The organism is Vibrio variabilis (assembly GCF_003263785.1).
In the GTDB taxonomy this organism is placed as follows: Bacteria; Pseudomonadota; Gammaproteobacteria; order Enterobacterales; family Vibrionaceae; genus Vibrio; species Vibrio variabilis.
The window spans coordinates 61,277-85,385 of record NZ_JYJK01000044.1 but is presented as its reverse complement, the minus strand read 5'-3'; the positions used below and the strand labels follow the sequence as shown (position 1 = coordinate 85,385).

Here is a 24,109-nt window from a genome sequence, read left to right as displayed (position 1 = left end):
GTTATTTGCCTCCCTTACGTAGACGAGGATCAAGCACGACATAAAGCATGTCTGCTGCTAAGTTAAAGAAGAGCATAAACAGAGTCATAATAAGTAGCTGCCCCTGAAGTACTTGGTAGTCACGTGCATGAATCGCATTGAGTAGTACTGAACCAAGGCCTGGGTAGTTAAAGATGATTTCGATAATTAACTGACCACCGATAGCCACACCAAGAGACATAGAAAGCGCCGTGACACTCGGCAGTAGTGCATTACGAGCGGCGTAGTTAAAGACCACGCGGTTCTCGCTCAGCCCTTTGCCTTTCGCCATGGTGATGTAGTCTTCGTTGAGTAGGTTAATCATGTTGTTACGCATGTTCACCAAGAAGCCACCGATTTGAATTACCGTTGCACAGATAAGCGGCAGGACTGCGTGATACAGTACGTCTTTGATGAACTCCCAGCTCGTCCAGTCAGGGATTTTGCCAGCTGTATAGGCGTAACCTGTTGGGAACCACTTAAGGCCAATCGCGAAGATGAACATGGCCATCATTGCGATAACGACTTGTGGTAGCGCTTGGATAATCAGCATGCCCGGAGTGATGAATGTATCGAACTTAGAACCGCGTTTCCAAGCGGCGAAGATACCGAGTACTGAACCGATCGAGAAAGAAAGAATAACCGCGGTACCCGCCAAGAATAGTGACCAGCCAAATGCGCTGCCTAGCAGGCTGTTGACGGATAGCGGGAAGTACTTAATAGAAGTACCGAGTTCCCAGCTCAGAATATTCTTCATGTAGTGAAGGTACTGAACGAAGTAGTTACCATCGACAAAGCCAAGCAGCTCTTTCATTGCTGCAATACGCTCTGGGGTAACCTGTACTGTCGCGTTAGCGAACATCATCGTGACCGGATCGCCCGGCATTGCACGAGGAATAATAAAGTTGATGGTGGCTGCAACCAGAAGTGCCACCAAATAAAAGGACAAACGTCTTAAAAAATAACCCATAACTCACACCTTAATTACCCAGCTTTTTCCTTGTTGCTGGTAGCCTCATCTCAAAATTTGAAACGAGTAACCCCTGACGACGAGCGCCACGTATCGACAAATCACGTTTGGGGGAGGAAAGCGGTACGGACGTACCGCTTTTAGTTTGTGTTTACTTACTTAACTGGTTTTAGGTCCAGTACGTGAAGTAGACGCTCTGGGATACCAGCCCAGATGTTTGGACGACCCTTAGGATTTTGCTCGTTCCACCAGCCTGCAAAGCGAGTGGTGTTGTATTGGTACATGTAAGCACCAGACATGACAGGGATGGTTACCTGATCTTGAGCGATGATCTTCTGGATGCCGTGAGCGATTTCTAGCTGCTCAGATTTATCCGCCGTTTTGTAGAAGCTGTTTAGAAGCTTGTCTAGCTCTGCATTTTGATAGAAGTGCATCGCGAAACGTGGCATACCATCACCTGACTGAAGCGCAGAGTTATAACCTGTGTTCCAGTATTTGTGTGGATCTGAACCGTGGAAGTAGTTGGTGTACGCTACGTCGTAGTCCGCTTCTAGCATTGCTTGGTTGTACACAGAGAAGTCTGGTGTACGTGCTTTCGCCTTGATGCCAGCCTCAGCCAGTTGCTCTACCGCTAGTTGAACTGTGTTGTTAAAATCCGTCCAGCCGTTTGGCGATTGAATCAATAGTTCAAAAGACTTACCTGATGGCGTGTCAACAAAACCGTCGCCGTTTACGTCTTTAAAGCCCGCTTTAGCAAGCAGTTTCTTAGCGCCTTCAACGTCGTACGTGTTAAAGCCTTTGTACTTGTTGTGCGTCGCTTCGTCAGACCAAGTTGCGAATGCATAACCTAGACCTGAAGCGAAGTCATTGACTGTACCGCCGCCGTAGAATGCGATGTCGATGATAGTTTGACGATCAAGAGCCATAGAGAATGCGCGGCGGAAGTCAACGTTAGTTAGCGCTTCTGCTTTCACTGGATCTTTGTGTTTAAAGTTCACTAGGAACGCTTGTGTGCCTGATGGCGGGTACCAGTACTGGTGGTTTGGCGACGCAGCAGCGTAAGTGCGGTCGATGTCCGGAATGAATGAAGACGTCCAGTCCATTTCAGAGTTAACCACTTTACCAAGGAACTGGTCATTGTTGGCGATTTGTGGAACGCGCAGACAGTCAACTTCTAGGTTATCGGCATCCCAGTAGTTCGGGTTACGACACTGGACGTACAGTTGAGGAGTGAAAGTATCAATTTCTGTGAATGGGCCAGAGCAACCGGGTTTTCGTTCATGAAAGTGGTTGGTTCTTTAACGTCTTTCCATACGTGCTCAGGTACGATTGGCACCTTCACGATTTCGTATGGAACGTTTGAGTTTGCTTCTGTTGCGTAGAACTTCACCTGGTAGTCGTTGATTTTCTCAACTTTAGATACCCAAGAGTTGATACCACTTTGGTCTAGCGCAGAGTTGTTTTGAACAAGGTTGAACGAGAACATTACATCGTCTGCGTCAAACGTTTCGCCATCAGACCACTTCACGCCTTTACGAATATCAAAGGTTACTGACATTAGGTCATCAGCGATTGTGAAGTTTTCTGCCAAACGGAATACAGGCTCATTGCCGTGCATTTCGTTGAAGACAACAAGCGGCTCGTATAGGAAGTCGGTTGTTGTATGTAAGTAGGTTGCACCCAAGTATGGGTTAAAGTTACGTACAAAGGTGTTGAACTCTTTCGGGTGGATAGTGAGTTCGCTGCGTTCTGCGGCTGTTGCTACAGAGCTAAAACCTGTAACTGCGGTTGCAATAATTGCTGTCGCTAGTGCTGTTTTTTTAATATGCGCAAGCATAGCTATTCCTTACTATTTGCTTTTGTTTCACAGAGAGACCAAGTGCTTCCCTCTCACATGTTTGCTAAAGCCTACCTCTTTAATCATTCCCAAAGAGTGGCCTGTAGGCCTTAGGCGTTACTAAGAAAACACCTTAAAGCACAATTTATCAATTACGCTCTCCGTTAAAAACGTCAAAATAACCGACGTCGTTGTCAAAAACGTTAAAAATGGTAGGTTTTGACGGGTTTTTAATCAAAATAGGACGGTGATCTGTGTCACTCATTAAGTCGAAAGTATGCTTGTATGTAAGTGCTTGCTATCCTTTTGTTGCTTTATTTTAATAGCCTATTTTCTATTGCTAGCAAATGTTGATTGGGATCACTCGCGAATTTGACTCGTTAATTTACTCAGGAAATTAGGGCGGTCGATTTGTTGTGATGATTATCGCAAACTGGTGAAGTCTCGTCTCTTGAGGACTGTAATTGCCAAAAATACATGGTGCTATTACTGTCTGTATCGAAAATTTAGCTACTTGTTTTACATCGCTAAATTTCATGACTAAGTATCAATTTGAGAGCCAGTTTCCTCTAGTAGATGCACGGAAAGAAGCAAGCGCTAGCGTGAACGCAAATGAGTACATCAGAAAGCATACGCATTTTGCATAGCGTTGTGCGGGGAGTACAAAAAAGCCTGAGATACTGAATGTACTCAGGCTTTTTAGTCGTTTGAAGAGCGATTATTTGGTGTGGAAAATCTGCTCAGTTTCCAATGATGTGAAGGCACGGATTTGGCGCCACACATAGTAGAAAATACCCAACATCATTAGCATGCTTGGAATCGCGATAGCCGGGTAGCTGTATAAGGTTAGCTTGCCTAATTCTTCATTGAACGCAGCCGTGCCCGCTGGACTGGTGACGATCCAGGTTGCTAGGAAATAGTTCATTGCCGATGAAAATGCAAAGGTACTGGCAAACAGGTAGTTCGATGACATGAGGCAGCGTTCAAACGCCTGCGTTTTACCGTTTTGCTCTAGGCGCTCATTAATTAATGTGAGATTTAGAATAGTATCGTTGAGGAGTACTTTCTGCATCATTGGATAGCGAGTGAATGTAGAAGCTAGCACAGCTAGACCAATCAAGCCTGGGATGAGTGCTTCTTTTAGCGCTAGCCAGCGAGTATCTAGCTCCAAAAGACCGATACCACCGGTTAAAAGCACGCTGACAAAGCCCAGAGCGGCAATGAAGTTAAACTTCTTATTACGGATCAGATCCATTCCGCCATAGAGCACAGGAAACAGCAGAGCGACAACCAGAGCCATCGCAGTACCTAGATGTTCATCACCACTAAACTTCATCAGAATGAAAGAGGGGATAAATACGTTGAATAGGATTTCAAATAGGGGGTTCGACTTTTTCGCCGTTGTGGTACTCATAATAGTGTGCTGACTCTAAGTTGTTACTGTTTTGTTCTATACAGGGCAGTGTTCATTGCTTGATAACAGAAGTAAAGCATTAAACGCGTAAGATGTGTAACGACGTATAAAATGAGACAGGGTTAATGCCGTAAGAACACGTGTTATTACGTTAGAGACGTAAAAAAGGCGCATAGATTTCTCCATGCGCCTTTCTAAAATTTGGTGGCCCCTCGCAGACTTGAACTGCGGACCAATCGATTATGAGTCGACTGCTCTAACCACTGAGCTAAGGGGCCAATAGGTGGATGATTATAGGGGAAGGCTGCGCGGGTGTCTAGATGCAGTGTAGGCTAATTGCGCTTGCTTTTTAGTCACTTAAACCCGGTAGATACAAAAAAGGTGAGCCAGTGCTCACCTTTTTGCTAAAGCTTGATGCGATTACTCGTCAAGGAAGCTGCGCAGGGTTTCTGAGCGACTTGGGTGACGTAGCTTACGCAGGGCTTTTGCTTCGATCTGACGGATACGCTCACGGGTAACGTCAAACTGCTTACCAACCTCTTCTAGAGTGTGGTCAGTGTTCATATCAATACCAAAGCGCATACGCAGTACTTTCGCTTCACGAGGCGTTAGACCGGCTAGAACGTCTTTTGTTGCCACACGCAGACTTGTCATTGTTGCAGAGTCTACAGGCAGTTCTAGAGTAGTATCCTCGATGAAATCACCTAGATGCGAATCTTCGTCGTCACCAATTGGTGTCTCCATAGAGATTGGCTCTTTGGCGATTTTCAGTACTTTGCGGATCTTATCTTCAGGCATCTGCATACGCTCTGCCAACTCTTCAGGAAGTGGCTCACGACCCATTTCTTGAAGCATTTGACGAGAGATACGGTTTAGCTTGTTGATAGTCTCAATCATGTGCACTGGGATACGGATCGTACGAGCTTGGTCAGCGATTGAACGCGTGATAGCCTGACGGATCCACCATGTTGCGTAAGTCGAGAACTTGTAACCACGGCGGTATTCAAACTTGTCTACCGCTTTCATCAGACCGATGTTACCTTCTTGATCAGATCCAAGAATTGTAGACCACGGTTGGTGTACTTCTTCGCGATAGAGATTACCAGACGTAAGTTCGCTTCAACCATCTCTTTCTTCGCACGGCGAGCTTTCGCTTCACCGATAGACATGCGACGGCTGATGTCTTTAATGTTTTGTACCGAAAGCGAGGTTTCTTCTTCGATGATGTTCAGCTTCTGGATAGAGCGGCGGATGTCATCTTCGTAGCGCTTGATCTTGTCAGCATATGGCTTGTCTGATGCCAATACTTCGTCAAGCCATGCTTCGCTTGATTCGTTGCCAGTAAAGAGGGCAATGAATGATTTCTTCGGCATTTTGCCGTACTCAACCGCTTGACGCATGATCAGGCGCTCTTGAGTACGTACGCGATCCATCGACGTGCGCAGTTCATTCACTAGGTGGTCGAATTGCTTTGGCGTTAGACGGAATTCACGGAATACTTCTTGAACAAGCTCGTGAGACTTAGCCACTTGTGGGCTGTCGTAGCCGAACTCATTAACAGCAAGTTGTAGATCTTGATAAGTGTTGCGAAGCGCTGTGAACTTTTCAAGAGCAAGTTCAGGATCGATACCTGTATCTTCCTCTTCCTCGGTCTCTGAATCGTCATCTTCGTCGACGTCTTCATCATCTTCGTCTTCAAGATCCGACTCTGACAGTTCAGAACCGATGTGCGTAGCCGTAGGCGCCGCTGTTTCGTCTTCGTTTGGATCAACAAAGCCGTTGATAACGTCAGTTAGGCGAAGTTCTTCCGCTTGTACTTTGTCAAACTGTTCTAGAATATAAGGGATAGTACCTGGGTACTCAGCCACTGAGCTTTGAACTTGGTTGATACCATCTTCAATGCGTTTTGCGATGTCAATCTCGCCTTCGCGAGTCAATAGCTCAACGGTACCCATTTCGCGCATGTACATGCGCACTGGGTCAGTAGTACGACCGATTTCACTTTCAACGCTTGAAAGTGCAGCTGCAGCGGCTTCGGCTGCATCTTCATCAGTAATGTTGTTGTCATCATTCAGTGCAAGATCATCAGCATCAGGAGCAGTCTCTACTACCTTAATACCCATGTCATTAATCATCTGAATAATATCTTCTACCTGTTCGGAATCGACGATTTCCTCAGGTAGGTGGTCATTTACTTCTGCGTAGGTCAGATAGCCTTGTTCCTTGCCCTTAATGACAAGTTGCTTCAGCTGTGACTGCGGATTTTGGTCCATAGACGATATCCAACTTAAGATCTGGTGAAGGAATTTTAGTATGCGAAATGCAAACCACTAATATTAACAAATTTATTCGTTGCTGACTAACTGAATTGGGTTACGCTTTTAAGTCTAGCATTAAGGCTAGCAGCTCCCGTTTTTCTTCGACTGATAAGCCGACACTTCTTTCTTTGGCCTGCAGGTTTTCAATTTGCTTTTCAATACATTGGGACAATATTTTGTCCAATGAATCGATAAATACGTCTTCTTGGTTGTCATCGTCAAGTGGAATGACCCAACTTGCGAGACGAGACAGAAGTGCCTCATTACTACTTCCACGCCATTGTTCTAATAGCTGGCCTGTAGTCATATGGGGATGTGCTTGACATTTATCAACCACTTCCACAAATAAATTAAGCCCAGGCAGTGATAAGTCTCTCACTGTGGACAGATCCGGTACCATTTCAGCATAGCTCGGATTTTGTAAAAGTAGAGCGATGACTTCACGCATTGGTGTGCGTTTGATTTCTTTATGAGGCTGAGCTCGCGTTTCTTGCTGGCCTTGCTTGTCAATTAACTGTTGAAGCTGCCTCTCATCAACTAACCCCAACTTACGGCCGAGCAGTTCTCTCAAGTATAGTCGCAATGTGCCACCAGGCACTTTGTCGATAAGTGGCACCGCTAATGTGCTAAGCCTTGCCATGCCCTCTTTGGTTCGCGTATCGACCTGCTGCATCAGCGAGGAGAACATAAACTCTGAAAGAGGCATCGCGTTTTGCACTTCTGTTTCAAACGCGTCTTTGCCATTTTGTCGAATGAATGAGTCAGGATCCTCGCCATCCGGCAGGAACATGAACTTTAATTGCCTACCGTCATTGAGGTAGGGCAATGCATTTTCCATTGCGCGCCAAGCGGCATCACGACCTGCTCGGTCACCATCGTAACAACACACGACGGTGCTAGTTTGGCGAAACAGAACCTGAAGGTGATCGCCCGTGGTCGAGGTACCGAGTGAGGCGACCGAATAGTCAACGCCATACTGCGCTAGCGCGACCACATCCATATAGCCTTCGACAACTAGGACTTGAGGCGGCTCGCGATAAGCTTGTAGCACCTCATACAGGCCATAAAGCTCTTTGCCTTTATGAAAGATCGGTGTTTCTGGTGAGTTGAGGTATTTGGGGGTGCCGTCACCTAAAACGCGCCCACCAAAACCAATCACTCGTCCGCGTCGGTCACGGATTGGAAACATGATACGACCGCGAAAACGGTCATAACGATTACCCTTGTCGTTTTCAATCAGCATACCGCCGGACACTAACATGTCTTGCGTGGTTTTTTGCTGACCAAAGTTTTTGCGCACGCTGTCCCATTCATCTGGAACGTAGCCGATACCAAATTTTTGAACAATCTCTCCAGAGAGTCCGCGGCCTTTCAGATACTCTATAGCGACTTTGTTGGTGGAAACTTTAAGTTGATCGCGATAGTACTGGCCGATCGTTCCCATAAGATCATACAAAGATCGTTTTTGTTCGCTATTGGCGGTAGGCCCTTTGGAGAAATTACCCGGTTGTCCACTGCGCTGCTCTCTAGGAACATCCAAACCTAGCGAGGATGCCAGCTCTTCAATCGCTTCTACGAACTCGAGACGTTCGTACTCCATAAGAAAGTCGATGGCATTGCCATGCACACCACAGCCAAAGCAATGGTAGAACTGTTTCTCTTGGCTGACGCTGAAAGAAGGGGTCTTTTCGTTGTGGAAAGGGCAGCAAGCACCGTAGTTCTTGCCTTGTTTTTTAAGTTTTACGCGCGTGTCAATGACGTCGACAATATCCAGCCGAGCGAGAAGGTCATCAATGAAGCTACGAGGGATTATTCCTGCCATAAAACCTTTTTACAAGAAAGAGATACAAACAAGCCGTGCGTTCCAAAGGATAGCACGGCTTGCTGCAATTTGGTTGGGCGGTTAAGCGAGTTTAGCGCGAACTAGACCACTTACCTTACCCATATCTGCACGGCCTTGAATTTGCGGCTTGAGCACGCCCATTACCTTACCCATGTCTTGCATGCCCGCTGCACCAGATTCAGTAATGGCACTATCGATTAGTGCTGCAACTTCATCATCGGTCAGTGGTTGAGGCATAAAGTCCTCAAGTACGGCAATTTCAGCTTGCTCAGCTTCAGCAAGGTCTTGACGACCCGCTGCTTCAAACTGCGTTACAGAGTCGCGACGCTGTTTAACCATTTTAGTCAGCACAGCAAGAATGTCGTCTTCGCCCAGAGTGATCTGTTCGTCAACTTCACGTTGCTTAATGGCTGCTAAGGCTAAACGAATAGTACCAAGGCGCAATTTGTCCTTGGCTTTCATCGCTAATTTTTGCTCTTCTTTGAGTTTCTCAATCAGAGCCATAACTAAAATCCTATCTGGACCTAGTTATTAGTACAGGCGAACGCGACGAGCGTTTTCGCGAGCTAGCTTCTTAGCGTGACGCTTTTGAGCTGCTGCTTTAGCGCGTTTGCGAACTGTAGTTGGTTTTTCATAGTGCTCACGACGACGCACTTCAGAAAGGATACCTGCTTTTTCGCAAGAGCGCTTGAAACGACGTAGTGCAACGTCGAACGGTTCGTTTTCACGTACTTTAACTACTGGCATATGCCTTTCACCTCAGGGGTTAACTGTTCATTAATGCTGGCGCTTTTGGGTTAGTACTAAGAGTTCATGCTTGAGCTCTTTGTTCTAAGCGTAAAACCAGCTAGATCAAAAATGGTGCGGAATTTTAATCCGATCCCTAGGGCTTTGTAAAGTACTTTGTCGCCTATCTCTTGTACAAAATTTGTTTGCGAGCCCATGACGCGGTAATATTGCGCCAATTTCGAAATAAGTCGAGAACAATATGCGCATTCTAGGTATTGAAACCTCTTGTGATGAAACTGGCATCGCAATCTATGACGATGAGAAAGGACTGCTGTCTCATCAACTTTACAGTCAGGTGAAACTGCACGCGGATTACGGCGGTGTGGTTCCGGAATTGGCATCACGCGATCACGTGAAAAAAACGATCCCATTGATCAAAAAAGCACTCGCGGACGCGGATCTTACTCCAAAAGACATCGATGGCGTGGCGTATACCGCAGGTCCTGGTTTGGTGGGAGCATTGTTAGTAGGGACAACCATCGGCCGCAGCATTGCTTACGCTTGGGGCGTACCCGCGGTGCCTGTTCACCATATGGAAGGCCACCTTCTAGCGCCTATGCTTGAGGACAACCCACCGCCATTCCCATTTGTGGCGCTGTTGGTATCGGGTGGCCACAGCATGATCGTTGAAGTGAAAGGCATTGGTGAGTATCAGATCCTTGGTGAATCTATTGATGATGCTGCAGGCGAAGCATTTGATAAAACGGCAAAACTCATGGGGCTTGATTATCCTGGTGGTCCTCTGTTGTCTAAGCTTGCTGACAAAGGCACGCCTGGCCGCTTTAAGTTCCCGCGTCCAATGACGGATCGCCCTGGCCTAGACATGAGTTTCTCCGGCCTTAAAACATTTGCTGCAAATACCATTGCTGCCAATGATGATAGCGAGCAAACTCGTGCTGATATTGCGTATGCGTTCCAAGAAGCGGTATGTGAGACGTTAGCGATTAAATGTAAGCGTGCACTTCAGCAAACCGGGATGAAGCGCATCGTGATAGCTGGTGGCGTGAGTGCAAACCGTTTCTTGCGTAAAGAGCTGGAAGCGTTAGCCAACAAAATGGGCGGTGAAGTCTACTACCCACGTACCGAGTTTTGTACCGACAATGGCGCAATGATTGCCTATGCGGGTATGCAGCGTTTGAAAAATGGTGAAGCCGCTGAGCTTTCGGTAGAGGCGACACCGCGCTGGCCGATTGATCAGCTAAGCCCGATCGAAGGCTAAATACGAAGGTCACGTAAGTGGCCTTTTTTAATGACATATTTTCACAAAATGCCTAAAGTTCGTGACTGACAGACCGTGCTAGAGTCTGAGTTAACAACGTACTGGTAATTATGGATTAGGAAATTGAGCGACATGAAACAATTTACCATTGATGGACAAATTATGGCGTATCAGGATGTCGGCGCAGGCCCAGTTATTCTGTTCGGTCACAGTTATTTGTGGGACAGTCAAATGTGGCAGCCGCAAATCGAGGCGCTAAGTCAGCACTATCGTTGTATCGTCCCTGATTTGTGGGCACACGGTGGTTCGCAGGCGGCACCGGCATCAATGGGTAACCTAACGGAATATGCTAAGCATTTGCTGGCGTTAATGGATGAGCTTGGCATTGATACGTTTTCAATTGTTGGCCTATCGGTTGGCGGCATGTGGGGAGCAGAGCTAACGGCTCTAGCACCAGCACGAGTTAAAAGTTTGGTGTTGATGGATACGTTTGTTGGTCTTGAGCCAGAAGTGGCGCACGCCAAATACTTCTCAATGCTGGCGACGATTGCTGAGCTTAAAATGGTACCCGCTCCCATTGTCGAGGCGGTGGTTCCTCTGTTCTTCGCTAATAATGCCAAGCAGGATAACCCGGAGCTTGTCGCGAGCTTTGAAGCTAAGCTGGCTGCTTTGTCTGGTGAGCAGGCCGAGCAAGTGGCACGAATCGGTCGCATGGTATTTGGTCGCCGCGATCTATGTGATGACATTGAAAAATTCGCATTGCCGACATTGATCGCAGTTGGCGCTGAAGATAAACCACGCCCAGTGCTGGAATCCTACTTGATGAATGATTTGATCACGGGTAGTTCGATCAATGTGATCCCATCAGCAGGGCACATCAGTAATCTAGAACAGCCTGACTACGTGACGGCTATGTTGACTGAGTTTTTATCGCAGCATGCCTAGTGGTTATTTACAAAGAAAAGAGCAGCTATGGGCTGCTCTTTTCTTGAAAGTGGAACGCTATGAGGTTTTCTTCTTTCCTAGTTTTGGCTCAGTGCCTTCAGCCAATCTACGAATATTCTGATGGTGCCTGAGCAGAATAAGGCAACTTAGCATCGCTACAGGCAAAGTGAACAGCGGGCGCGCCATCCAAGTGTAAACTGGCGCCATCAGTACCGTCACAATAGCCGCAAGGGAAGAGTAGCGAAATAACACCGCAACCAACAGCCAAGTACCGGTAATGAGACCGGTGAGATCCCAACCAATCGGAGCAATAGCGCCAAGAGCTGTCGCGACGCCTTTGCCACCTTTAAAGTGGAAAAACAGTGGGTACATGTGTCCAAGACAAGCCGCAATGGCAACGACGCCAAGTACCACCGCATCAATTCCCAAGTAGTAACCGCCAACAGAATGGTGCCTTTGAGCATGTCGCACAGCAAAACAGCGATGGCTGCGCCTTTGCCGCCGGTGCGCAGGACATTGGTCGCGCCCGGATTGTTGGAGCCGACCGTTCTTGGATCGGGCAGCCGCAGTAGACGACAGATCAACACGGCGCTCGACACGGAGCCGAGTAAGTATGCTGCGATGATCATAGCAAGTGCTATTAGTGTCATTGGTGTCCTTTTCGCAAGAAATTATCCATAGGGACTGATATCATAACGAAAATAGTACGTTTTTTCCCGACAAATGGGTATCCGACCTCTAATCAAAGGACAAATCATGGCATTGGATAAAGTATTCATTGAGCAGCTCGAAGTGATCACTACCATTGGGGTGTATGACTGGGAACAAGAGATTAAACAAAAGCTTATTCTTGATATCGAAATGGCACACGACAACGCGCCAGCAGGAAAAAGCGATGACGTTGCCGATGCTTTAGACTACTCCAAAGTGAGTGAAGCGGTGCTGAATCACATTGAAAATGGTCGCTTCTTACTGGTTGAGCGTGTCGCGGAAGAAGTCGCTGCGATTATTCAACAGCAGTTCAATGTGCCATGGGTCAAAATTCGCTTGGCAAAACCGGGCGCTGTGCCGCAAGCGAAAAGCGTTGGCGTGGTGATCGAGCGAGGTCAGGCATGATCACCACCTACATTGGCATAGGCACCAATGTGGAGCGCGAGAAACACATCAAAGCAGCCTATCGAGAGTTAAATGCTATCGGCGTTAACATAGCGTTGTCACCGGTGTATGCCTGTGAGTCGTTTGGTTTTGACGGCAATGAGTTTTTCAATATGGTCGTGAGGCTCGATACTGAGCTTGCCCTTGATGAGCTGTCTTCAGCGTTAAAAAGTATTGAGGTGAAGTGGGGACGCGCTGCGGATGCGGCAAAGTATCAAGACCGCACACTCGATCTGGATATCTTGTTGTATGGACAAGAAATCTCACAAAAAAAACCGCTGTTACCTCGCGAAGATATATTTAAATATTCCTTTGTCACACAACCGCTGTATGATCTCGACCCGCAGTTGGTCATTCCTCAAGACGGACGAACCATAAAACAGATCTTAGAGACCATGTCTGATGTGGACTCACTGAAAAGAATCGATTTTCAATTTTAGTTGGTAGTAGTTAAACATGAGTTATTTTGAAGCCTTTATCTTGGCACTGGTGCAAGGGTTTACCGAATTTTTGCCTATCTCTAGCTCGGCACACTTGATTTTGCCTTCCGCCATTTTGGGGTGGGAAGATCAAGGGTTAGCCTTTGATGTCGCCGTACACGTGGGGACATTGGCCGCTGTGGTGATTTATTTCCGTAAGGAAGTCGTGACACTCTTTAGCGCCCTGTTTGGTTCCATTTTCAAGGGTGAGCGTAGCAAAGAAGCCAAGTTGGCGTGGATGATCGTGCTGGCAACGATTCCGGCCTGTATCTTTGGTTTGTTGATGAAGGACATCATTGAACTTTATTTGCGCAGCGCCTACGTGATTGCGACCACGACGATCGTATTCGGCTTATTGCTATGGTGGGTGGATAAAAACGCCAAGCTCGCGGACGATGAATATCAAGCCGGCTGGAAAAAAGCCCTGTTTATTGGTTTGGCACAAGCGATGGCGATCATTCCGGGTACGTCACGCTCCGGCGCAACCATCACCGCTGCGCTTTACCTTGGTTTTACTCGCGAAGCGGCAGCGCGCTTTTCATTTTTGATGTCAATCCCAATCATCACACTGGCGGGTGCGTACCTTGGCCTTAAGCTAGTGACGGGCACAGAGCCTATCCACGTTGGCTTCTTGCTCACCGGCATTGCAGTGTCATTTGTGAGTGCCTACATCTGTATTCACTTCTTCTTGAAACTGATTTCACGCATGGGCATGACACCGTTTGTCATTTATCGATTGATTCTAGGCTTCGGTCTATTTGCTTTCCTACTAATGAACTAGCAAACTGACCAAGGACCAAGGACCAAGGACCAAGGACCAAGGACCAAGGAGCTAGGCCCTAGAATCTAGCGCCATTTCGATCGCCTGAGCTCGACGTCTGTCGAGCTCTTCTTTTATCGTCTTGCCTTTAAACCCATCGCTAATGATGGCTTGCACATCCACATTGATAGCGGCTTGGTAGGCAAGTCTAAAGCGCTCCGCCTGCGGGTAGGCTTCATTCTCCAACCCTTTTCTTCCCTGATGATCCGCTTGGCAGCACAGCAGTACTTGTTCGAGTTTTTCTGGCTTTTCGCCACACGTCCAGTTTGGCAAAAATCTTCACGAACGTACTTGGTTTGAGTTCAAAGGCACGATGGACATTGGAGTGCTGGGCACAGACCGCTAGCGCCAAATCGCGATAGTCATTGGGGACTCGTACTCGCGCGCACAGCGCTTTAATCACTTTCTGGCCAGTGTGGGTATGCAGCTTGTGACTCGGCCATTCCTCTTTCGGTGTCAGTGCTTTACCTAGATCATGGACTTGCGCGGCGAATCGAACTGTCGTTTGTTTACTCAACTTGGCAGCTTGTTTCGCTACCATAAGGGTGTGAACACCGGTATCAATTTCTGGGTGCCACTGTGCTGGCTGCGGGACGCCAAACAGCGCGTCGAGTTCTGGAAGCACCACCTTAAGCGCACCGCATTGGCGCAGTATATCGAGAAAAACCTCTGGAGAGGCAGTGGTGAGAGACTTATGCCATTCTTGCCAAACGCGCTCGGCGGTCAGGTACTCTAGCTCACCTTGCTCAACCATGTCTCGCATAAGCGCCATAGTCTCATGCGCGACGTGAAAACCTAGGTGCGCCAGTTTGGCCGCGAATCGTGCAACGCGTAATACACGCAACGGATCTTCACTAAAGGCAGGAGAGACGTGCCTTAGTACGCGATGTTCTAAATCCGCTTGACCATGATAAGGGTCGATAAGCTTACCCTGATCATCTTGAGCGATGGCGTTGATGGTGAGATCGCGGCGCATCAGATCTTGCTCTAGCGTTACATCGGGTGATGAGAAGCATTCAAAACCGGTGTAGCCATTGCCAGACTTACGCTCGGTGCGGGCTAGAGCGTGCTCTTGTTTGGTTTTTGGATGAAGAAAAACCGGAAACTCTTTACCCACTGCTTGGTAGCCTTGCGCCAACATGTGCTCAGGTGTGGCACCGACCACGACCCAATCTTTGTCATAGACTTCAATGTTAAGCAACTGGTCGCGTACTGCGCCCCCAACAAGATAGACTTGCAAATTGGCTCCCCTTTTTACTACTTAGCCGTTGGCATTCCTGTGCGCCAATGGTACTTTGCTTTGACTGATATTGTAAGGTTAACCCATGTATAAGGATTATTTTGGCTTTCGAGAAGTGCCGTTCTCGATTGTACCTAGCTCACGCTACCTGTTTTTGAGTCAGCGCCACCGTGAAGCAATGCAACATTTGCAGGCCGGCCTTGGTCAAGGCGGCGGTTTTGCGATGCTCACTGGTGAGGTTGGTACTGGAAAAACCACAGTAGCGAAAGCCATGCTGGCGTCGCTAGATGATAAAACCGCGTCGGGACTGATCCTTAATCCCACCTTTTCCAGCCAAGATCTTCTTGAAGCCATTTGCGATGAGTTTTCCATCGACTATCCACCGCAAGCTTCTCTCAAGCAGCTGAGCCAAGCCATCTATCAGTACTTGCAGCACAATGAGCAGCAGGGCATCAACACATTGGTGGTGATTGATGAAGCGCAGCATTTATCGGCGGAAGTGCTCGAGCAGCTTCGCCTACTCACCAATTTAGAAACGGACGACCGTAAGCTGCTTAAAGTGCTTCTTATCGGTCAGCCAGAGCTACAACAGAAACTGCGAACGACACAGCTTCGTCAGCTCGCGCAGCGTATTACTGGGCGTTACCACCTATTGCCACTCTCAGAGGGTGAAACGCGCCAGTATATTGAATTTCGTCTATCTACCGCTGGTGGCGACGCGTCGTTGTTCAGTAAGTCTGCCGTGGCGGTGATCAACAAAGCGAGCCAAGGCATCCCTCGATTGATTAACCTTATTGGTGATAAGGCGCTGCAATACGCTTACCACTCAGGTGAAAAGCGCGTTTCGAAATCGACAGCGCACAAAGCGTGTGAGGATATTCTGTCATTTCAAGCTCCAGGGGTAGGCAACAGTACGCAAGAGTCTGCACTGCTTCAAGTCATTAGCCGCTATGCATTTCCCGCACTGCTGGGTGTTAGCGTCGCAGCAGGACTTTACTGGAAGGGCGCCGATGCGCTGTCATGGGTTCAACAAACCGTATTAACTGCCACAACGCAGCAAGTGGCCAGCGAGAGTGCAGAGACTCAGCCAGCAGCAATCACTGAGCCTGTTCCTGAGCCCGTGGTTCAGAAGGTTGGTACTCAAACGGACTATCCAGTAGAGTTGCTTCAATCGCTATTTAGGCGTGATGACAAAATTGCGGCTATCCAAGAGCTTTATGCGGTATGGGGTTACCAAGCCGGTGTGCTAGATGGCATGTGTGAGTCAGGCGCAAACAGTTTATTCCAGTGTCATAAATACCTTGGCACTTTAGGGCAAATCATAGAGCAAAATTTGCCTGTGGTCATGCCGCTGTATCACTTAGGTGATGAGAGCTATGTGGTGCTTTATCGGGTCAATGGTGATGAGGTGGAAGTCCTCAATGGTCGCGAGCGCATTGTCATGCCAAAGAGCTGGCTAGAGGCCTTGTGGACAGGTGAGTACTATTCAATTTGGCAGCGTGATATCTACACCACATTGCGTTTGAATCAACGAGGAGAGCAGGTCGCTATATTAGACAGCAAACTATCTCAAGTCTTGGGTGAGCCTGCATCCGGAAGCGATGTGTTTGACAAAGCCCTAGAGCGAAAAGTGGAGCTGTTCCAACGTTGGCAAAAGATGGATGTAGACGGTATTGCAGGCCGCAATACATTGAAAAAGCTTGAATTGATGACACAAACGGATGCGCCAAGGTTAAACGAACCAACGATAAACGCACCAATGATAAACATAGATGAGCCACAGGAGGCGTTACAATGAGCCGTATTCAGCCCTTAAGCCTGCTCGTCGCCACACTTATTTCACACTCTTTACTGGCACAAACAGAGGTTGAGAGTGCCTATCGCGTATTGCCATACCCTGAGCTCAGTGAATTAAAGCCATTGCCAAAACGCAGTCAATCATCCACGGTGGTGAGTTTACCCGTGCCATCCGCGGCCACTGTGGCACCAGACTCAGGTGCAAATGAGCCATCAGGCAACTGACTGTGGCGCCAGCCTCCACACAAAGTCGCCAAGCTACAGCGCAAAATGCTGCAACGCAAAATAGTAGCGACGAGCCGTTTGGGCTCGATGATCTAGACTTATCGGGCTTGGATCCAGAGATTGCTCGTAAGGTCGCGGCAGCGATGAACGATGAGCCGAGCGATCCGCGATTAGGTAACGCCGACCATATTGCTCTTGAAAGCAATGAAGCGCGTTATCGTGGGCGACTACCTGCGCTTAACTTCCAAACTCATATGTATTCGTCCGATGTGAATCGCCGATGGATAAAGGTAAACGGTCAAGAGCTCAAAGAGGGTGACCGTTTGAACTTAATTCAACTGCTGGCGATTGAGCTCAGTCAGTGACCATTCGTTTTGACAACGACATCATAGACATTCCCGCACTCTATGAGTGGGGAGGATAAAAAAACGCCCGCTAGTTATATCTAGCGAGCGTTTTGGTGTCTTTCTCTTTCGGGCTACTTTTTCTGAGACTCCGCTTGAGATTGCGTCTCTTCGGCATGACTAACCGGTTTTACCGCAACCAATCCAAAGCTTTGCTGCGGGAAGAGATATTCAGCCTCAGCAAGCACTTGTTGAGCTTTGTTTATTTCGCCGCTGCCTTGATACGCCAGAATCAAATTGCGATAAAAGGCTGGCCTTGGTTTGCTCTTAATCACTTCCACAGACCAATCAATGTAAGGCTGTATGTACTCAGGATTATTGGTGGATAAGCCAAGCTTGAGGTAGGTGCTGTAGAGATCCCAGTGGTAGCGATCTTTCCATACCACTGGGTTGGTGACTTTTTCTAACAGACTTGCATTTACTGGCTGTGACTTTTCAAACTGCGTAAGCACATAGTTAGTGTGCAAGGCCGCGACCATATAAACGCTGACCAGAATTGGAATCAGCAATGATAATACTCGGCAAGTGGTTTTGGTTATACCGCTGAAAGAGACGCTTTTAAGCCTTGGTGTGCGTTGGTCGACCCAGTAGATCAATATCACGAAAGTGATCCAGTGGATCAGCGAGTGATAAAAGGGATACTCCAATTGACTGTGCAGAAAAATAGGCACAAAAAGAGCAAAAATAGCCAGTCGAGTACCGGGCTTGGCGGTATAAATACGACTCAACACGAACAATGCGGCCAGTAAGATCCCCAGAATCGGTAGCAATCCACCTTCGATGCCCCATAGCAGAAGCTCGTTGTGAGGATGATCAAGTGCTGGGATCCCCGGGGCAAAGTTGTCATTAAGTTGATGCTGCCTCGCGGTATAAATCAAGTATTCAGACTCAAACCTTCCTAGACCGTACCCTGTAAACGGTTTCTCAATCAGCATATCTAGCGACTGGCCGTAGATGGTAGAGCGAATATCTTCTAGTTGAGCTTTGTTGGTGATCAGGTTCTGACTGCCAGAGTTGGCAAAGCCCATCAGTAGGCCTAAAGCCAGTCCGGCTAAAGCTGCTAATGTCCAGCCTCTGAAACGCTTACGTGTGGAGTGGCGATAGAGATACGGCACCAACAAGATAAAGCCAATCATGGCACCCATCCAACCGGTACGAGAGCCGAGAATGACAATGAGAGGTATTACGATGATTGGCATCAAGTACAAAATGGAGACATCACTGATGTGCCAGTTGTACTTGTGTTTTTGTCTTGCAAGCAAGTAGCCGGATAGTATAAAGCCGGTCGCTAGAAAACTCGCCATCACATTAGGTTGCTGGAAAATTCCGTACGGGCGATTGCTGACTACGTCATATCCTAAAGGGTTATTTGCGCCAAGGAGGAAATACTGAACATAGCCGAACAGCGCCTGGATACAGGCAGCAAGCACCACTAACCAGAGTAAGCGCTGCTTCTGCTTATTGGTAAACTGAAACTGCTGCAATAACACAAACAGTAAAAATCCACTCCATAAGCCGATGAATCGTGGTATCACTGCTTCAATATTAGGATGACTGTAGAGTAGTGGCGCACTCATCAACAGACAAGCAAGCCCAAGGCCGACAGTCAGTTTGCTGTACTTAATTGCTTGGTTAGTACCAAGTTGATATAGGCCAATCCCCAACGCGAATGCGAAGGCTATCCAAGCTGTGTTGTTGAATGACAGCGCTAACCCAGTTCCGCCTGGATTCGGCCAAAAGAAATGCGTCGCAACGAGAAACAGCACCGCCATAGCGGTCATAAACTTGCGATTGAGTGGCGGGCGAACTTTAATCGGCTCGAGTTCGGTGCCATTGGTATGAATGATAGCCATAGTTGTGACGAGTAAAATCCAAGAAAATAACGGGGGCCAACATTGGCTCCCGTGATAATGCTCTAATTTACCCTTTTAGCATAGGCTTTAGGAAGCGTGCGGTATGCGAACCTTCGACTTGGGACACAGTTTCTGGTGTCCCTTCTGCAATGATTTGGCCGCCACCCTGACCACCTTCTGGGCCTAAATCAATCACCCAATCTGACGTTTTAACGACATCGAGGTTATGCTCAATGACCACGACGGTATTGCCGTGATCGCGCAGACGGTGCAGTACCGAAAGCAACAACTCAATATCATGGAAGTGCAGACCTGTGGTGGGTTCATCCAAAATGTATAGGGTTTTACCCGTGTCACGCTTAGACAGTTCGCGCGCCAGTTTGACACGTTGCGCCTCACCCCTGATAGGGTAGTCGCAGCTTGACCGAGTCGAATGTATGATAGGCCAACATCCATCAGGGTTTGCAGTTTTCGGGCAATCACAGGCACGGGATCGAAGAACTCACGCGCATCCTCTACCGTCATTTGCAGCACTTCATCAATGGTTTTGCCTTTGTATCGTACTTCCAACGTTTCGCGGTTGTAGCGCTTACCTTTACATACATCACACGGCACATAGACGTCTGGGAGGAAGTGCATCTCTACCTTGATTACGCCATCACCCTGACAAGCTTCACAGCGACCGCCGCGAACGTTAAAGCTGAAGCGCCCAGGTTTATAGCCGCGAGATCGGGCTTCTTGGGTGCCTGCAAACAGCTCCCGAATCGGTGTGAAAATGCCAGTATAGGTTGCAGGGTTCGAGCGTGGTGTTCGACCAATAGGGCTCTGGTCGATATCAATCACTTTGTCAAAATGCTCTAAACCTTCGATTTTCTTGTATGGCGAAGGCTCGGCAGTCGTTGCCCCGTTAAGCTGAGTGTGAGCAATCTTAAAAAAGGTGTCGTTAATTAATGTGGATTTACCTGAACCAGAAACACCGGTAATACAGCTAAATAAGCCTACAGGAATCGTGAGGTCAACATTCTTCAGATTGTTGCCTGTCGCACCTTGTAGGGTGACCACTTTTTTCGGATCCATTGGCGTGCGCTGCTCTGGAATCGCAATTTCGCGCTTACCGCTGAGGTACTGACCTGTTAAAGACTGTTCAGAAGCGATGATATCTTCGATAGTGCCTTCGGCAACCACAGAACCACCATGCACACCAGCGCCAGGGCCAATATCAATCACGTGATCCGCGGTGCGAATAGCATCTTCATCGTGTTCGACTACCAATACGGTGTTACCCAAATCACGCAGGTGGGTTAGGGTGTTGAGTAAGCGCTCATTGTCCCGCTGGTGGAGGCCGATAGACGGCTCATCCAGTACATACATCACCCCAACGAGACCAGCACCAATTTGACTGGCTAAACGGATACGCTGAGCTTCACCGCCTGAAAGTGTTTCTGCGCTGCGTGATAGGTTGAGGTAGTTCAGTCCAACGTTGACCAAGAAATGCAATCGGTCGTTGATCTCTTTCATGACCTTTTCAGCAATTTGAGCACGCTGTCCCTCTAGTTTCAGAGACTTGAAAAAGTCCATCGCTTCGCTAATGCTCATCTCAACGATTTCTGGCAGCGTGGTATCGTCAACAAACACATTGCGCGCTTCTTCACGTAGACGAGTACCGCCACAAGTGCCGCAAGATTTGGTCGAGATGTATTTCGCGAGATCTTCTCTGACTGAGTTAGACTCGGTGTCGCGATAACGACGTTCTAAGGTGTTAAGGATCCCTTCAAATGGGTGGCGTTTCACGCGAATATCACCACGATCATTGACGTAGTTGAACTCAATTTCGGTGCGGCCAGAACCCGTCAAAACCACGTCTTTGATCTTTTTCGGTAGCGAGTTAAATGGCGCAAACAGATCAAAGTCATAATGTTTGGCGAGCGAGGTGAGCATTTGGAAGTAGTAGTAATTCTTTTGATCCCAACCACGAATCGCCCCATCTGCAATACTTAAACTGTCATCAGCAATGACGCGCTCTGGGTCAAAATATTGCTGTACGCCGAGGCCGTCACAGGTGTGACAAGCGCCCGCTGGGTTGTTGAACGAAAACAGTCTCGGCTCTAGCTCTTGCAAGCTGTAGCCACAATAGGGACAGGCAAAGTTTGCTGAGAAGATAATGTCTTCTTTCTCAGGTTCATCCATCCAACCCACGCCGACAATACCGCCAGAGAGTTCTAGTGCCGTTTCAAAGGATTCAGCAAGGCGTTGTTGTAAGTTGTCGCGCACTTTAAAGCGGTCGACGACGACTTCGATAGTGTGCTTCTTATGCAGCTCTAGGGTAGGTGGATCGGACAGATCGCACGTTTCACCGTCGATACGAGCACGAATAAAGCCTTGTGCGGCAAGGTTTTCTAAAGTTTTAACGTGTTCCCCTTTACGCTCTTTGACGATGGGTGCGAGCAGCATCATCTTTGAGCCTTCCGGCAGCTCGAGCACCTTGTCGACCATTTGGCTGATTGTCTGGGCGGCAAGTGGCACTTTGTGGGTAGGACAGCGTGGCTCACCGACGCGAGCATAGAGCAGTCTTAAATAGTCATAGACTTCGGTGATCGTGCCTACCGTAGAGCGTGGGTTGTGAGACGTCGACTTTTGCTCAATTGAAATCGCGGGTGATAGACCTTCAATATGGTCAACATCAGGCTTTTCCATTAAAGATAGAAATTGTCTTGCATAAGCGGACAGAGACTCCACATAACGACGTTGCCCCTCGGCATAAAGGGTGTCGAAGGCGAGTGATGATTTACCAGAGCCAGATAGGCCAGTGATCACTGTGAGTTTGTCGCGAGGAATTGTCAGGTTGACGTTTTTCAGGTTATGGGTACGAGCGCCCCTAACTTCGATATTGTCCATTATTGCCACTCATGTAAAACGTAGTGTGACAAGTATTACATAGTGTGAAGTTTGTGCAAAGAAATACTGGATAAAAAAACAGGTCAAAACAAAAAGCGCGACGTAGTGAAGTTACGTCGCGCTTGATTGAATGATTACAGACTTGAAGCTCGCTTATGCTTTTTTGGTTGCGTGTTTACCAAGCTCAGCCGCTTTCTCATCCTTTAGATATAGGTTTTCAAAGCAATAGTTTGTCGCTTCGATATAGCCTTCAACACTACCACAATCAAAACGTTTGCCCTTGAATTTGTATGCCAATACGCAGCCTGCTTTCGCTTGCTTGAGAAGGGCGTCAGTAATTTGGATTTCGCCACCTTTACCTGGCTCAGTCTGCTCGATGAGCTCGAAGATATCTGGAGTCAGGATATAACGACCAATGATAGCAAGGTTGCTTGGTGCCGTGCCTTGCTCTGGCTTTTCTACCATGTCATCAACACGGAACAGGTCGTCTTTGATCATCTCGCCAGAGATCACGCCGTATTTGTGGGTTTCATCTTCTGGCACTTCTTGTACAGCCACGATTGAGCAGCGGAACTGTTTGTATAGCGCGACCATTTGCGCTAGTACGCCTTGCTCTTCGTTGACGCAAAGGTCATCGGCTAGGACAACAGCAAAAGGTTCGTCACCAACGAGTTCACGACCCGTCAGGATCGCGTGGCCAAGACCTTTCATCTCGCGCTGGCGAATATAGGTAAACTGTGCAGAGTCGATGATATCGCGAATATCGACCAGTAGCTCTTCTTTGTTGGTACCGCTGATTTGGTGCTCGAGTTCGTAGTTTTTGTCGAAGTGATCCATGATGGAATGCTTGCCACGACCCGTTACGATGCACATGCCGTCCATACCCGCTTGAATCGCTTCTTCCACACCGTACTCAATCAGTGGTTTGTTCACCACTGGCATCATCTCTTTTGGCATCGACTTTGTTGCTGGAAGAAAACGAGTTCCGTAACCCGCCGCCGGGAATAGGCACTTCTTAATCATGATAAGACCCTTTATCTTTATATGTTTCAATTCATTGCCAACTGTGGCGAATGGGATTAAGTCTACAGACTAACGAGCGCTTATGACAGTAGAAATGTTGTGAAGTTCGGTTCACATGCAGACAAAGAGATCGAGTGCAAAAAAGCAGTCAAGATAAAAGGTGCTGATTGGCCCAAGCGATAGCCTGCAATCGATTTTTTACCGATAGCTTGCGAAATATCTGATACAAATGTGATTTGACGGTTGATTCAGTGATGAAGAGATCCTCAGAGATTTCCAAATTACTGGCGCCTGACTGCAAACAGCGCAGAATCTCTATTTCACGAGAGGTTAAATCGACCACTGCCGTGCATGTGTTCGCGGAAACGACATATCGATAATGGTGAAGTAGTTGACTGGCGACATCTCTTGGCAGCCAGTTTTTACCATTAATGATTTCACCAAAGCCGAAAGTAATCTTATTGCCATCTTCATGACTGTAGAACAGCCCTTTTAAATGACCATACTTGAGAATTTCTTCAGTGGTTAAGCGGTGCGGTACATTGATAAGAATGGTCTCAAAGTTTTTGCTGGCAAGGGGCAGATTCAGTACTTGCTTAAACAGATCGAGCGACTCTTCGTAGTCAAACAGTAAAATCCGATTTCTCGGCCCTGTTGTGGCGTTCAGCAGATCTTTGGGTTCAATGGTCTCGATAGGATTAATGCAAAGATTGGAGAGCGCCTCAATTCGTCCGGTAACTTCAAGATCTTGACCGAGGCTGACGTGTTGTATGGTGCGTTTGTAACTGTTTTTTCTCATCGTCACTAATAATTTTTGCCGCTGAATTAATGTGCATGTTGGTGTATATATAGGTGAGCGGCTAGT

16 protein-coding genes, 1 tRNA gene and 5 pseudogenes are annotated in these 24,109 nt (G+C 47.7%); 8 read left to right on the top strand and 14 right to left on the bottom strand.

The annotated features are described in order from the left end of the window. Position 1: 1 nt before the first annotated feature. From TZ48_RS05560 to rpsU, 8 genes and pseudogenes are all read right to left on the bottom strand, one after another. Positions 2-988 (bottom strand): ABC transporter permease, encoded by a 987-nt coding sequence (locus TZ48_RS05560; protein WP_112478533.1) that lies wholly within the window; start codon positions 986-988, stop codon positions 2-4. A 155-nt stretch (positions 989-1,143) separates the two neighbouring features. Beyond that, positions 1,144-2,546, bottom strand: a pseudogene (locus TZ48_RS05555) (ABC transporter substrate-binding protein). Positions 2,547-3,543: 997 nt separating this feature from the next. Then, positions 3,544-4,239, bottom strand: coding sequence for a VC0807 family protein (locus tag TZ48_RS05550; protein WP_112478532.1), 696 nt, complete (start codon positions 4,237-4,239; stop codon positions 3,544-3,546). 202 nt (positions 4,240-4,441) lie between these two features. Continuing rightward, positions 4,442-4,517: transfer RNA gene (locus TZ48_RS05545), tRNA-Ile, on the bottom strand. Between the two features lie 142 nt (positions 4,518-4,659). After that, positions 4,660-6,512, bottom strand: a pseudogene (gene rpoD, locus TZ48_RS05540) (RNA polymerase sigma factor RpoD). A 100-nt stretch (positions 6,513-6,612) separates the two neighbouring features. Next, a complete protein-coding gene (gene dnaG, locus TZ48_RS05535; protein ID WP_112478531.1) occupies positions 6,613-8,379 on the bottom strand; it encodes a DNA primase in 1,767 nt (588 codons plus the stop codon). Between the two features lie 81 nt (positions 8,380-8,460). Then, a complete protein-coding gene (locus TZ48_RS05530) occupies positions 8,461-8,904 on the bottom strand; it encodes a GatB/YqeY domain-containing protein (protein WP_112478530.1) in 444 nt (147 codons plus the stop codon). Between the two features lie 27 nt (positions 8,905-8,931). Next, a complete protein-coding gene (gene rpsU / locus TZ48_RS05525) occupies positions 8,932-9,147 on the bottom strand; it encodes a 30S ribosomal protein S21 (protein ID WP_001145625.1) in 216 nt (71 codons plus the stop codon). Positions 9,148-9,388: 241 nt separating this feature from the next. Between rpsU and tsaD the strand changes: the two genes are divergently transcribed. After that, the gene (gene tsaD, locus TZ48_RS05520; RefSeq protein ID WP_112478529.1) at positions 9,389-10,408 is read left to right on the top strand and encodes a tRNA (adenosine(37)-N6)-threonylcarbamoyltransferase complex transferase subunit TsaD; all 1,020 of its coding nucleotides are present in this window, start codon (positions 9,389-9,391) and stop codon (positions 10,406-10,408) included. Positions 10,409-10,540: 132 nt separating this feature from the next. Next, the gene (locus TZ48_RS05515) at positions 10,541-11,353 is read left to right on the top strand and encodes an alpha/beta fold hydrolase (RefSeq protein WP_112478528.1); all 813 of its coding nucleotides are present in this window, start codon (positions 10,541-10,543) and stop codon (positions 11,351-11,353) included. Positions 11,354-11,410: 57 nt separating this feature from the next. On the opposite strand, the pseudogene plsY reads toward TZ48_RS05515, so the two are convergent. Then, a pseudogene (plsY, locus tag TZ48_RS05510) lies at positions 11,411-11,940 on the bottom strand (glycerol-3-phosphate 1-O-acyltransferase PlsY). 169 nt (positions 11,941-12,109) lie between these two features. Here plsY and folB point away from each other — a divergent pair. From folB to TZ48_RS05495, 3 genes are read left to right on the top strand one after another with little or no spacing between them, the layout of a single operon-like run. Next, complete coding sequence (folB, locus tag TZ48_RS05505) at positions 12,110-12,469, top strand: dihydroneopterin aldolase (protein ID WP_112478527.1); 360 nt, start codon at positions 12,110-12,112, stop codon at positions 12,467-12,469. Continuing rightward, the gene (gene folK, locus TZ48_RS05500; protein WP_112478526.1) at positions 12,466-12,948 is read left to right on the top strand and encodes a 2-amino-4-hydroxy-6-hydroxymethyldihydropteridine diphosphokinase; all 483 of its coding nucleotides are present in this window, start codon (positions 12,466-12,468) and stop codon (positions 12,946-12,948) included. The genes folB and folK overlap by 4 nt, the downstream gene beginning before the upstream one ends. 16 nt (positions 12,949-12,964) lie before the next feature. Then, positions 12,965-13,768 (top strand): undecaprenyl-diphosphate phosphatase, encoded by an 804-nt coding sequence (locus TZ48_RS05495; RefSeq protein ID WP_112478525.1) that lies wholly within the window; start codon positions 12,965-12,967, stop codon positions 13,766-13,768. Positions 13,769-13,819: 51 nt separating this feature from the next. On the opposite strand, the pseudogene TZ48_RS05490 reads toward TZ48_RS05495, so the two are convergent. Continuing rightward, positions 13,820-15,047 (bottom strand): annotated as a pseudogene (locus TZ48_RS05490) (multifunctional CCA addition/repair protein). 85 nt (positions 15,048-15,132) lie between these two features. On the opposite strand from TZ48_RS05490, the gene TZ48_RS05485 reads away from it, so the two are divergent. The 3 genes from TZ48_RS05485 to TZ48_RS05475 are packed head-to-tail and all read left to right on the top strand — an operon-like array spanning position 15,133 to position 17,434. Continuing rightward, positions 15,133-16,845 (top strand): AAA family ATPase, encoded by a 1,713-nt coding sequence (locus TZ48_RS05485; RefSeq protein ID WP_112478524.1) that lies wholly within the window; start codon positions 15,133-15,135, stop codon positions 16,843-16,845. Continuing rightward, positions 16,842-17,069 carry a hypothetical protein gene (locus tag TZ48_RS05480; protein ID WP_112478523.1) on the top strand — a complete coding sequence of 76 codons (228 nt, stop codon included), beginning with the start codon at positions 16,842-16,844 and terminating at the stop codon, positions 17,067-17,069. The genes TZ48_RS05485 and TZ48_RS05480 overlap by 4 nt, the downstream gene beginning before the upstream one ends. Before the next feature lie 2 nt (positions 17,070-17,071). Continuing rightward, positions 17,072-17,434: a general secretion pathway protein GspB gene (locus TZ48_RS05475; protein ID WP_112478522.1), complete on the top strand. Its 363-nt coding sequence runs from the start codon at positions 17,072-17,074 to the stop codon at positions 17,432-17,434. A 113-nt stretch (positions 17,435-17,547) separates the two neighbouring features. Here TZ48_RS05475 and TZ48_RS05470 read toward each other — a convergent pair whose 3' ends face one another. From TZ48_RS05470 to TZ48_RS05455, 4 genes and pseudogenes are all read right to left on the bottom strand, one after another. Then, on the bottom strand, positions 17,548-19,326 hold the full coding sequence (locus TZ48_RS05470) for a PglL family O-oligosaccharyltransferase (RefSeq protein WP_112478521.1): 1,779 nt from the start codon (positions 19,324-19,326) through the stop codon (positions 17,548-17,550). 67 nt (positions 19,327-19,393) lie between these two features. Next, positions 19,394-22,221: pseudogene (gene uvrA / locus TZ48_RS05465) on the bottom strand (excinuclease ABC subunit UvrA). A 153-nt stretch (positions 22,222-22,374) separates the two neighbouring features. Beyond that, positions 22,375-23,244, bottom strand: coding sequence for a UTP--glucose-1-phosphate uridylyltransferase GalU (gene galU / locus TZ48_RS05460; protein WP_112459521.1), 870 nt, complete (start codon positions 23,242-23,244; stop codon positions 22,375-22,377). 148 nt (positions 23,245-23,392) lie between these two features. Then, on the bottom strand, positions 23,393-24,043 hold the full coding sequence (locus tag TZ48_RS05455; RefSeq protein ID WP_112478520.1) for a LuxR C-terminal-related transcriptional regulator: 651 nt from the start codon (positions 24,041-24,043) through the stop codon (positions 23,393-23,395). Positions 24,044-24,109 lie beyond the last annotated feature (66 nt).